This window comes from Pontibacillus yanchengensis Y32 (assembly GCF_000770635.1).
In the GTDB taxonomy this organism is placed as follows: domain Bacteria; phylum Bacillota; class Bacilli; order Bacillales; family BH030062; genus Pontibacillus; species Pontibacillus yanchengensis.
The window spans coordinates 1-11,533 of the sequence record NZ_AVBF01000097.1 but is presented as its reverse complement, the minus strand read 5'-3'; the positions used below and the strand labels follow the sequence as shown (position 1 = coordinate 11,533).

Here is an 11,533-nt window from a genome sequence, read left to right as displayed (position 1 = left end):
TAGCAAACTTCCTGCACCTCCTTACGATAAGTCAACATCGAATCGCTTGCGCTCTTCGTGTTTCCTTTATCTCAAAAGGATTAAGAAGAAGTTCGATTAAGTTCGCTGCATCGTGCAGCAACATCGAACCAACCCACATCCTGTGGGCCGCAGTTTGTACGTCGCTAGCAGGGCGCTTGCGCTTTTCTTATACGTTTAGACCATTTTTTCATAAAGGGAAACCTAGTATGTAGGTGAAAGCTTATGGAATTATAGGGTAATCGAGCAGAGGTGAGGAGGGGTGAAATGGAGGAGAATTTTTTGTCGTTTGAGGATGTTTCTTTTCAATATCAGGAAGATCAACCTTGGATCTTAAATAAACTAAATATATCAATTCACCCCAATGAATGGGTCGCAATTATCGGTCACAATGGGTCAGGAAAATCGACCATTGCTAAACTTATGAATGGCCTCCTATTTCCTCAAGAGGGTACCATCTCGGTTGCAGATATGACTCTTGATGAGCAGACGATTTGGGAGATACGCAAAAGGGTAGGCATGGTGTTTCAAAATCCTGATAACCAATTCGTTGGTACTACGGTTATCGATGATGTTGCATTTGGTCTTGAAAATCACGGTGTTCCGCGTCCAGAGATGGTTAAGAGAATCGAAGCTAGTTTGAGGACGGTTGGAATGAATGGTTATGAAAATCATGAGCCACACCGATTATCAGGAGGCCAAAAACAACGCGTAGCGATTGCAAGTGTTCTAGCTGTCGCACCTGACTTAGTGATTTTAGATGAGGCAACAGCGATGCTAGACCCCAAGGGGAGACGAGAGATTATGGAAACAGTCCGCCATCTTCGAAACGAACGAGACGTATCCATTGTAACTATTACGCATGATTTAAATGAAGTTACCTATGCGGATCGGGTGATTGTTATGAACGATGGAGAAGTGTGGTATGAGGGTACTCCACGAGACGTGTTTTCGAAGCAAAAAGAATTACAAGAGATAGGCCTAGGTACTCCACTTGTAACTCAGCTTGCCCATGAGCTGGGAGCGCTAGGGTTGGATTTTTCCAAGGAACCTATGAATCATAATGAATTGGTAGATGAATTATGGAAATATCATTCGATGACGTAAAATATATCTATCAGCCGAATTCACCATTCGAGCACCGTGCAATTGACAATTTGTCATTCACTATACCCTCAGGCTCGTTTGTTGCCGTTATAGGTCACACAGGTTCAGGGAAGTCAACTATGATTCAACATTTGAATGGGCTGTTGATTCCTACTCATGGTGAGGTGCGTGTAGGAGATTTTTCGCTGAAGGCGGATAGGAAGAAAACAAATCTCAAAGCACTTCGAGAACAAGTAGGTGTTGTATTCCAGTATCCTGAACATCAATTATTTGAAGAAACCATTCAAAAAGATATCGCTTTTGGCCCTTCCAATTTTGGGGTGTCAGAAGAAGAAATCCAAAGAAGGATACATTCATCCTTACAGGCAGTAGGATTGTCCTCAGATATGCTAGAGCGTTCTCCATTTGACTTGAGTGGAGGACAAATGCGAAGAGTTGCTATTGCAGGTGTATTGGCGATGGAGCCTAATGTACTTGTTTTAGATGAGCCAACAGCAGGTCTTGATCCTAAAGGGCAGCGGGAAATCATGGATATGTTCCATGACCTACATGAGGATAAGGGACTGACCACTGTATTGGTTACGCATAGTATGGAGGATGCTCTTGCCTATGCTGACTATTGTATTGTGATGGACCATGGTGAAATGTATATGCAAGGGAAACCACTTGAAGTGTTTCGTCAAAAAGAAGCATTAAACGCAGTAGGATTAGAAGTGCCAGAAATTATAGAGTTACTTGCGAAGCTTGAAGCGGAGCTAGATATCAGTATTCCTTACGAAAAGCAATCCCTCCAAGAGCTTGCTACACTTATAAATAGTAAGCTGAAAGGAGGCGCCTCAACTTGAACAGTTCCATGGTTATAGGTCAGTATGTGCCTGGAAAGTCGATTGTGCACGAACTGGACCCTAGAACGAAAATATCGATTATTTTTTTCTTTGTTATTATAGTATTTTTTGCTAACTCCTTTATGAGCTACTTGCTGTTAACCTTGTTTGCAGTGGGGAGTGTGTTTATCACTCGAATTCCACTTAGCTTTATAGTAAAAGGGTTAAAGCCCGTATGGTTTATTATCATTTTCACGTTCTTTCTCCATGTGTTCATGACAAAAGAAGGGAATATACTGTTTACTATCTTTTCTTATCCAATATATTCTGGCGCGTTGATACAAGGTATATCTATTTCCTTGAGATTCTTCTTGCTCATATTGGTTACGTCGATGCTAACGCTAACCACGACCCCTATCTCGATTACGGATGCAATAGAAAGCTTACTTGACCCACTCAAAAAGCTTCGTTTTCCTGTCCATGAATTGGCTTTAATGATGTCTATTTCCTTAAGATTTATCCCAACATTAATGCAAGAGACAGAGAAAATTTCAAAAGCACAGGCATCCAGAGGAGTAGACTTTCGTAGCGGCCCTATAAAGGAGCGTATGAAAGCAATTGTACCGTTGCTAGTCCCTTTATTTGTAAGTGCGTTTAAGCGAGCTGAGGAGCTTGCAATGGCTATGGAGGCTAGAGGGTATCAAGGTGGAGAAGGACGTACGAAGCTTCGCGAATTAGTATTAACGAAAAAGGACTACTATGTGATAGCCTTTTTTATTCTCGTAATTACTGGTGTATTTCTAACAAGACAATAGAGGCGATGTAATGATGGAACGTATATGCTGCACAATCCAATACGATGGTACGAACTATTCTGGTTATCAAATACAGACGAATGGGAGAACCGTACAGGAGCAAATCGAGAAGGCATTAACAAAAATGCATAAAGGTACTCCAATACGGATTATAGCTTCGGGCCGAACGGATGCTGGAGTTCATGCAATGGGACAGGTTGTTCATTTTGATAGCTCCATCATAATTGAGGAGCATCAATGGAAAAAAGCATTACAAACATTGCTACCTGCCGATATTTACATTTCACATGTCGAAAAGGTCGCCTCTGACTTTCATGCTCAGCATCAAACTACGGGAAAAGAATACCGGTATTATGTTTTCAATGGTAAAGAACCTGATATATTCAAGCGACACATTCGCTATCACGTTCCTTACAATTTGGATATGAAAGCAATTAAAAAAGCGTGCACGTATATTGAGGGCACTCATGATTTTACTTCCTTTTGCTCTATGAAAACGCATCTAAAGGGCGATAAAGTACGTACAATTACGTATGCTTCCTGTGAAAAGATAGAAAATGAGATCATCTTTACATTTCGGGGAGATGGTTTCTTGTATAATATGGTGCGAATTCTGGTAGGAACTCTGCTGGATATCGGCCAAGGAAACAATCCACCTGAAATCATTGAAGAAATGATAGATGCAAAGGATCGACGAAGAGCTGGTAAAACGGCACCACCACAAGGTTTATTTTTATGGAAAGTAGATTATAATTAAAAACAACGTTTCCTGGTGTTACATGCTATTGACATTTGGTACTAGAGTGTTATATTATAATCTATGGCATTTTATTTCTAAACCATGATTAGCCCCGGAAAACTAATTATGTTGAGAATAAAAAAATCGTTTATGAACAAATGAAATCAGGAGGGAACCGACCATGCGCACAACTTTCATGGCAAATGAAGGCAACATCGATCGTAAATGGTATGTTGTTGATGCGGAAGGTCAAACACTAGGTCGTTTGGCTAGTGAAGTGGCTGCTGTTCTTCGCGGAAAGCATAAGCCATCTTACACACCGCACGTTGATACTGGCGATAACGTAATCATTGTTAACGCAGACAAAATTGAACTTACTGGTAATAAGCTTACAGACAAAAAGTATTACACTCACTCTAACCACCCAGGTGGACTACGTGAGCGTTCTGCTCTAGAAATGCGTAATAAATACCCTCGTGAAATGCTTGAAACATCTATCAAAGGAATGCTACCTGGTGGACGCCTAGGACGTAAAATGGGCAAGAAACTTCATGTGTATGCAGGCCCTGAACACAAGCATCACGCACAAAAACCAGAAGCACTTGAGCTTCGCGGATAATTAAAGGAGGTAACCAATAGTGGCACAAGTACAATACTATGGTACTGGTCGTCGTAAAACGTCTACAGCTCGTGTACGTTTAGTTCCAGGAACAGGCCGTATCGTTATTAATGATCGCAACGCAGAAGATTATTTCCCATACGAGACACTACGTGTGATCACAAAGCAACCATTAGCAATTACTGAAACAGAAGGTAATTATGACGTTCTTGTAAACGTTGATGGTGGAGGCTTCACTGGTCAAGCTGGTGCTATCCGTCACGGAGTAGCACGTGCTCTTCTTGAAGCAGATCCAGAATACCGTACGTCTCTTAAGCGCGCAGGTCTACTAACTCGTGACCCTCGTAAGAAAGAGCGTAAGAAATACGGTCTTAAAAAAGCACGTCGTGCACCACAATTCTCAAAGCGTTAATTTCACGCTTTCTATATCAAAAAATCCTCTGGTCTCTTGGCCAGAGGATTTTTTGTATTTATTGAAATGAACGGAAACAAGGCCTGGAAGGGGAATTGGGGCGGTCGCTCCTATTTTTCAAAAGTTGATTATATATCTGAATTCTCGCTCCAATATTTCGAAAGTTGCTCCAATTTCTTAAAACCCGCTCCGATTTCAGAAAAAGTCGCTCCAGAGCCTATCTTTTTTCTCTCACCCATCAACGGAAACATCCCTCTATTTATGCCAGTTATTTGACCAAAACCAAATTTATATCAAATCCAAGTCTTCAAGTATGACTCTATTGTTGAATTACTTCTATATAATCATCTCACTATATCCATTATAATTTTCCGTCCTAATTCACATATCAATATTCCTGCTCTTTTCCCACCAATTCTTCCAATTAAGGGCAACTGCTGCTAGTAAGAATGGTTCCTATACATACCGAATAAACTAAGAAGCAATCGGAGGTGATTCGGTATGTCTGTTGTACCAATGGAGCAATTACGATTAAAAAAACAGATTACATTTGAACGTAATTTATTACGTGAGTTAACGATGGAAGAAGTACAAAAGGATGTCAGGGACTGTTTTCAACCTTTCTTTCATTCTTATTACGTGTACGATACAGCTATTCGAGAAGAAGCGATCGAGCAAGCGATGGAAGCGTATTTATTAGGAGCGGAAGCAAGTCAATTTCTACTTTGCGGTGTCAGTGAAGAAGAAATCTCCGAACGTTACGAAGTTGAATTGAAGACAATTAGTCTCGACTTTTTTGATTATCTCGATTATTGGCAGCAAGCAACATCACATAATGGATGGTTTACGGTGAGAGGGGAAAAGGTTTGCACTGACTTTTTCCTAAAATGGTGGAATATCGGATTAGAAAAAGGAGAGCGTCGCCGGAGATTAAAGCTAGATTAAATTATCATAAAACTCATTCTTGTCCCATATATTGAAAAGTAGCTACGGTGAGGAGGAGACAAGGATGAGGAAGCTATTTAATATAACATGCTGGTTTCTAGGCTTATGTGTTCTTATTTTTTTAATACGATATCCTATAGAGACATTTGAATCATGGAAGACGTGGTCTCTTCCTCTAGCAGGTAAGGTCATAGTCATTGATCCAGGTCATGGGGGAGTGGATGGGGGAGCTGTCGGTAAAGATGAGACCCTCGAAAAAGATATTGCGTTGAGCGTGTCTAAACAATTAAGGGATTACTTGCAACAAGGCGGAGCCCTAGTCTATATGACACGGGAGAACGATAAAGACTTAGCAGACGAAGATTTAAAAGGGTATTCCAAACGAAAGTCACAAGATATCAGACGACGTTTAGAGATTATAAATGGGAAAGATGCAGATTTTTTTGTTAGTGTACACCTCAATGCAATTCCTTCTACTCAATGGCATGGTGCGCAAACTTTTTACAATGCAGCTTCCCCTGAGAGTGAGAATCTTGCGAAATTCATCCAAGCTGAAATCATGAGAAATTTAGAGAATACGAAACGTTCTGCATTAGCTATAAGCAACGTGTACTTAGTGAAGCAGGCTGATATACCTGGTGCTTTAATCGAAATTGGGTTTCTTTCTAATGAACATGAACGTGAACTGTTAAAAACCGAAGCATATCAAAAAAAGATGGCTGCTTCTATATATGAGGGAATGCTAAGATACGCAACTGAAAAAGAGGCCTCCGAAGAGTAAAAATTATAAGGGAATGAACGGCTTAGCGACTATTTAATCGAAGACTTACTCTAATTCTATAGTTGAACAAGAAGCCGGAAAAGCACAATTAGCTTTTGTTCAAAAATTTTTACAAATCAAGCCCTTCATTCAAAATGCAAGAGGGAGATATGTTATACTTGCCTATAGAATCTCAAAAAAGGTTGGTGACCCTCTTGCTTACACAAGAACAAGTTGTGGAATTATTAAATCCTATTCAGGATCCACATTTACATACACCATTTAAAGATACAGGTGGAATTGAAGAAATTACAATTAAAGAAGAGAAAAATCACGTCAGTGTTAAAATCAATATTGCTCAGCCGAACACGGCGGAACAAATGCAATTGCAACAAGAAATTGTAAACGTTTTAAAAGGTGCTGGAGCGGCTACAGTTGGCTTGCGTTTTCATCAACTCCCTGATGAAATCATTGAACAATTCGCACAACAAACTGGTGAAGAGAGTGGTTCCTTATTAGAAGGAAATACTGGCACAACGTTCATCGGTGTTGCTAGTGGTAAAGGTGGAGTTGGTAAGTCTACCGTTACTGTAAACTTGGCTACCTCTTTAGCACGATTAGGGAAAAAGGTAGGCATCATTGATGCTGATATTTACGGTTTTAGTGTACCGGACATGATGGGAGTGGAAGAGCGTCCTGTCGTACGTGGGGAAACAATCATTCCAGTGGAACGTTTTGGAGTGAAATTAATTTCAATGGGCTTTTTCGTTGAAGATAACTCGCCGATTATTTGGAGAGGTCCTATGCTCGGTAAAATGCTAACAAGCTTCTTCAAAGAAGTAGAGTGGGGCGATTTAGATTATTTATTAATTGACTTACCTCCAGGAACTGGCGATGTTGCACTTGACCTTCATTCTATGTTGCCTTCTATCAAAGAAGTTATTGTCACAACTCCTCACCCAACAGCTGCCTTTGTAGCTGCACGAGCTGGACAAATGGCTCTTAAGACAGAACATGAGTTAGTCGGAGTTGTTGAAAATATGGCTTATTTCGAAAGTAAGCTAACAGGGCAAAAGGAATATGTTTTTGGCCAAGGTGGAGGACCTAAGCTGGCTGACCAATTAGGAACAGAAGTGTTAGGTCAAATACCATTGCAACAACCTTACGAAGAGGAAGATATTTTCGCACCGGGCGTATATCAAGCAGATCATCCAACAGGACAAATATTTCTTAACATTGCTAATAAAATTGTTGGGAAATTGGAATAAGGAACAAAAAAATCCTGCTACTCATATGGTGGCAGGATTTTGTTTGTACTTTTATTAGTAAAGAAAGTATAGCTTATCCGTTTTATTACGAACCGCCGCCACCTTGTGATCCGCCAGCACCGCTACTGCCTTCGCCGCTTTTACTTTGCTGATCGCCACCTTGACCTTCGCCTTCTCCTTCGCTCTTTTCACCACCGGAGCTTGATTTCATTTCTTCGGCAGCTTTGAGTACAATTTCACTCATTTTAGCTTTGAACATTGGAGTGTTCATGGTTTCTTCAATGGTTTTTTCAAGGTGTGCACGAAATTGCTGACTTTTCATAACGGTAAGCATTTGGTTTGTAATTTCAGGGTTTTGTAAAATCTCAAGCATACTTTTTTGATATTCAGAATCGCTCATTAGATCCTTCGTTAACTTTTTTTGTTCCTCAGTCATGGACTGGGCAAAGGTTTTAGAAAATTGAGGGTTCTCAAACAGCTTGGTCCAAAATTTCTTACCTTTGTCGGAAGTAATGGTTTCTTCAATGGATTTTTTGACAACGTCAGATTCTAATACAACTTGTTGTTTCATTTTATCGTCATTCAAGACTTCCGTTATTGCCTTTTTCCCGTCGTCCGTTTTGAGAATATCCACCACCATCTTTTTGGTGGTTTCATACTGGGGTTGTTCTCCCCCTGAGGACGAATTACCAGTACAAGCAGTTAAGAAAGATAGAGATGCCACTATAACAATGAGGTTCTTTATCCTAAGCATAAGAGCACTCCTTTCACATCTTTCGTCCCTATGCTTAATATTAGATATATGAAAAAATTTATACACAGGAAACTAAGGAAAAAAGGCTCTCTTCGTGATAAAATACCTAATGATGGTTTAACGAAAGATAGGACTGCAATGTTTTTAGCAGTGGAAAACAAGTTTAACATAAGAGAGATCGTGTTGATTATAGGAGGAACGATTGTGACAAGTAGAAAATGGGTAAAATTATTTCTCAGGACACTATTATGGGGTGGACTATCCACGTTAATCATAAGCTTTTTTGTTAAAAGTGACGCATACATGGAAGCATTACAGCCTTTTAATGCTTTTGGATTGTTAGGAGTCGTTTTAACGTTTTTAGGATTTGGCTTCATATTTAGTATTATTAGTCAAATGGGCTTTTTTGCATATTTAACGGTTCACCAATTTGGTTTAGGGATGTTTAGAAGGTTCTGGGTTCCAATTCAAATTGGCCTTATTGCATTTGCGTTGTTTGATTTAGTTTATTTTCGTTATCGTGACGTGGAAGGTGACCCAAGTATTTGGCCATATTTTATTGCGCCAGTCCTCATCTTCATATATGGGTGGATTGTAGCGACGATAAAAGCTAGAGAGACTAATAAGAATGCATTTATTCCTGCGTTATTCTTTATGGTTGTTGTAACGTCAGTTGAATGGGTTCCGGCTTTACAAGCGGGTGATCAGGATTATGTATTGCTAATGATTTTTCCACTATTATTGTGCAATACGTATCAAATTTTGTTGTTGCATCGGTTAACGACATTAGGGAATGACCAAGAAAGCACAACAGAATCCAAGCAACAACCTTCTTCATCTAATAAATCAAAAAAACCTAAAAAGAAAAAGGGCAAACGTAAATAAGCGTTTGCCCTTATTCTATAGGGGAGGAATCTGTTTCAGCTTTAGAAATAAGTTCAGAAATTGTTACAAAGTGAAACCCTTTCTGTTTAATACCAGGCAGGATGGTTGCTAGAGCTTCGTTTGTTTGTTTAACAGAATCTGAAGCATGCATTACAATAATATCTCCACCACTTGTTTCTTTCATGACATGGTCCACGATAACCTGAGTACCAGGATTCTCATGGTCATTAGGATTTACACTCCATTGCACCACTTGATACCCTAATTTACTAGCTAGCGTGATTACTTCATTGTTTATATGTCCGCTAGGTGTACGAAGTAATGAAAGCTCATCATACCCTAGTTTTCCAAAAACGGTTTTTGCGTATAAAAGGTCTTTTTTAACTTGTGTAATATCTTGTTTGAGGTAGCTTTTATAACGATACCCCATCATACCTAACTCATGTCCATTTTCATTAATGGCCTTCAAAATTTCAGGATGACGCTCAGCCCATTCTCCATTTACAAAGAACGTCGCTTTTACATCATGTTTTTTTAACGTATCTAATATTGGATATACCTTTTCTTGCCCCCAGCTAATATTAAAGGTTAAGGAAACATCTTTTCCATTTTCTCCACTACTAATTAATGCTCTAGGTCCTTTATCTGTAGAAAATACTGAAAATGCACTGTCTCGTTCCACTACAAGAAAAATGGCACAAAATAAAGCAGCAATCACTACTAGTCCCCATCTTTTTAAGCTTGACCACTTCCATACATGAAAATGTTGCACTGCTTTTCACATCCCTTCCCTAAGCCTGTATATAGTTAGTTTATGAAGAGAAAAACGAGATATGAACAAGCCTTATGGAATGATTTTAATAAAATGCAAATAAATGGACACAATGAATGGAAAGATGCCATTCAGACAGAGGTGATTGTTTATGTTAGGTTTTATGGTAAATGATATAGAACGAAAAGAAATAGAGTATTTATTAAGAAGAGAAATGGAAGAACTCCTTCACGATTTAGGAGATCAACGTATAGAACATATCGTGAAAAGAGCAATGGAAGAAAGGTATCGTATCTTATTCAAGTTATTTAAACGATTCGCACCAGAGAAAGAGTGCCTGAAGTATCTGCCAAACAAGTACATGCAAAGGTAAGACATCCCCTTTCTTATGTGATATAGTGTAGGGAAAGATGTAACACTTTTACAGTAAGGTGGGGGAGTATGGGACAAATTCAAGCAGTTATTTTTGACTTAGATGGAGTTATAACGGATACTGCCGAATATCACTATCTAGCATGGAAGCAATTAGCAGATGATTTAGGCATTCCTATGGACCGCTCGTTTAATGAACAGTTAAAAGGAGTAGGACGTAAGGAATCACTTGATAAAATACTCGAACACGGTGGAAAACACCTCACAGAGGAAGAGAAAGAATTTTACGCAACCAAAAAGAATGAACATTATAAAACATTCATACAAGATATTACCCCAGATGATTTGTTACCAGGTATCTTAGACTTTATGAAAGAAATTAAGGAAGCGGGTATTCAAACAGCCCTTGCTTCAGCTAGTAAGAACGCGAAACCTGTTATAAAACGACTAGAAGTAGAACAATACCTAGATACAGTAGTAGATGCTGCTCAAGTTACAAATGGCAAACCTGATCCAGAAATCTTCATAAAAGGGGCAGACCAATTAAGTGTAGACCCAGCTTATTGTGTTGGTGTTGAAGATGCTCAAGCTGGTGTGCAAGCTATTAAGGCAGCAGGAATGTATGCTGTAGGAATCGGAGCGGAAGAAGCTCTATCACAAGCGGACTGGGTTGTACAACAGCCATCACAATTGTCGCTGGAAGAGTTGAAAAGACGGTTAGAGATGTAAATTGTATGTTTCAAAAAACAACTTCAATAACAAGATGAATCTCCTATACATGAAGTAGGAGATTTTTTAATAGTTAAGAGAGTTATGGATGGTAAATGGTTGGGTTCTAGCGCCTTCGCATTGTTTGTGGAGTTAGACAGGTTACCCTGAAATTTCTATATAAATAAATTCATGTTTTTCTTAATTTATTTCAAACAACGTATTGCCAAGCATAATCTCATGTGCTATATTATTATCTGTTGTCAATGAGACAACAACTCGCAACACCTTAAAAACAACGGTATCTTAAGTTTTTTAATAAAACTTATTGACTTCATGAGAACAACCATGATAAATTAGATAGCGTCGCATTAAGGAATGCGTTAAAAGCATCAAAGAACAACATTCTGAAGAAAAATTAATTTAAATAAAATCATTGACTTAATTGTGGGTTCTTGATATAATGTAAAAGTCGCTTTAGGCGATATTTGATCTTTGAAAACTGAACAAAACAACTTGTAAACAACCTGTTAAT

Annotated in this window: 14 protein-coding genes; 12 read left to right on the top strand and 2 right to left on the bottom strand. The window is 39.0% G+C overall.

From position 1 onward, the window contains the following. Positions 1-285 precede the first annotated feature (285 nt). The 9 genes from N782_RS19495 to N782_RS19455 all read left to right on the top strand — a co-directional run bounded on the left by N782_RS19495 (position 286) and on the right by N782_RS19455 (position 7,507). Positions 286-1,125 carry an energy-coupling factor ABC transporter ATP-binding protein gene (locus N782_RS19495; protein ID WP_036824369.1) on the top strand — a complete coding sequence of 280 codons (840 nt, stop codon included), beginning with the start codon at positions 286-288 and terminating at the stop codon, positions 1,123-1,125. Next, entirely contained in the window at positions 1,101-1,970 is an 870-nt protein-coding gene (locus tag N782_RS19490) for an energy-coupling factor ABC transporter ATP-binding protein (protein WP_036824367.1), read from the top strand. The genes N782_RS19495 and N782_RS19490 overlap by 25 nt, the downstream gene beginning before the upstream one ends. Beyond that, positions 1,967-2,764, top strand: a complete 798-nt coding sequence (locus tag N782_RS19485; protein WP_036824365.1) for an energy-coupling factor transporter transmembrane component T family protein — start codon at positions 1,967-1,969, stop codon at positions 2,762-2,764. Before N782_RS19490 ends, N782_RS19485 begins: the two co-directional genes overlap by 4 nt. A 10-nt stretch (positions 2,765-2,774) precedes the next feature. After that, positions 2,775-3,521, top strand: coding sequence for a tRNA pseudouridine(38-40) synthase TruA (gene truA, locus N782_RS19480; protein ID WP_338048275.1), 747 nt, complete (start codon positions 2,775-2,777; stop codon positions 3,519-3,521). Between the two features lie 163 nt (positions 3,522-3,684). Further along, the gene (gene rplM, locus N782_RS19475) at positions 3,685-4,122 is read left to right on the top strand and encodes a 50S ribosomal protein L13 (RefSeq protein ID WP_036824363.1); all 438 of its coding nucleotides are present in this window, start codon (positions 3,685-3,687) and stop codon (positions 4,120-4,122) included. Positions 4,123-4,141: 19 nt separating this feature from the next. After that, on the top strand, positions 4,142-4,534 hold the full coding sequence (gene rpsI / locus N782_RS19470; protein WP_036824361.1) for a 30S ribosomal protein S9: 393 nt from the start codon (positions 4,142-4,144) through the stop codon (positions 4,532-4,534). Positions 4,535-5,035: 501 nt separating this feature from the next. Next, positions 5,036-5,479, top strand: a complete 444-nt coding sequence (locus N782_RS19465; RefSeq protein WP_052111458.1) for a DUF2521 family protein — start codon at positions 5,036-5,038, stop codon at positions 5,477-5,479. Positions 5,480-5,543: 64 nt separating this feature from the next. Continuing rightward, complete coding sequence (gene cwlD / locus N782_RS19460; RefSeq protein ID WP_036824357.1) at positions 5,544-6,260, top strand: N-acetylmuramoyl-L-alanine amidase CwlD; 717 nt, start codon at positions 5,544-5,546, stop codon at positions 6,258-6,260. Positions 6,261-6,454: 194 nt separating this feature from the next. Beyond that, positions 6,455-7,507, top strand: coding sequence for an Mrp/NBP35 family ATP-binding protein (locus tag N782_RS19455; RefSeq protein WP_036824372.1), 1,053 nt, complete (start codon positions 6,455-6,457; stop codon positions 7,505-7,507). Positions 7,508-7,592: 85 nt separating this feature from the next. On the opposite strand, the gene gerD is transcribed toward N782_RS19455, so the two are convergent. Beyond that, entirely contained in the window at positions 7,593-8,261 is a 669-nt protein-coding gene (gerD, locus tag N782_RS19450) for a spore germination lipoprotein GerD (protein ID WP_036824355.1), read from the bottom strand. A 204-nt stretch (positions 8,262-8,465) separates the two neighbouring features. Here gerD and N782_RS19445 point away from each other — a divergent pair, with 204 nt between their 5' ends. Then, positions 8,466-9,146: a KinB-signaling pathway activation protein gene (locus tag N782_RS19445; RefSeq protein ID WP_036824353.1), complete on the top strand. Its 681-nt coding sequence runs from the start codon at positions 8,466-8,468 to the stop codon at positions 9,144-9,146. 10 nt (positions 9,147-9,156) lie between these two features. Here N782_RS19445 and pdaB read toward each other — a convergent pair whose 3' ends face one another. Next, the gene (gene pdaB / locus N782_RS19440) at positions 9,157-9,918 is read right to left on the bottom strand and encodes a polysaccharide deacetylase family sporulation protein PdaB (protein WP_036824351.1); all 762 of its coding nucleotides are present in this window, start codon (positions 9,916-9,918) and stop codon (positions 9,157-9,159) included. Between the two features lie 151 nt (positions 9,919-10,069). Between pdaB and N782_RS19435 the strand changes: the two genes are divergently transcribed. Both N782_RS19435 and pgmB read left to right on the top strand, forming a co-directional pair. Next, positions 10,070-10,291, top strand: coding sequence for a hypothetical protein (locus tag N782_RS19435; RefSeq protein ID WP_036824346.1), 222 nt, complete (start codon positions 10,070-10,072; stop codon positions 10,289-10,291). Between the two features lie 68 nt (positions 10,292-10,359). Further along, complete coding sequence (pgmB, locus tag N782_RS19430; RefSeq protein ID WP_036824345.1) at positions 10,360-11,019, top strand: beta-phosphoglucomutase; 660 nt, start codon at positions 10,360-10,362, stop codon at positions 11,017-11,019. Positions 11,020-11,533: the final 514 nt, after the last annotated feature.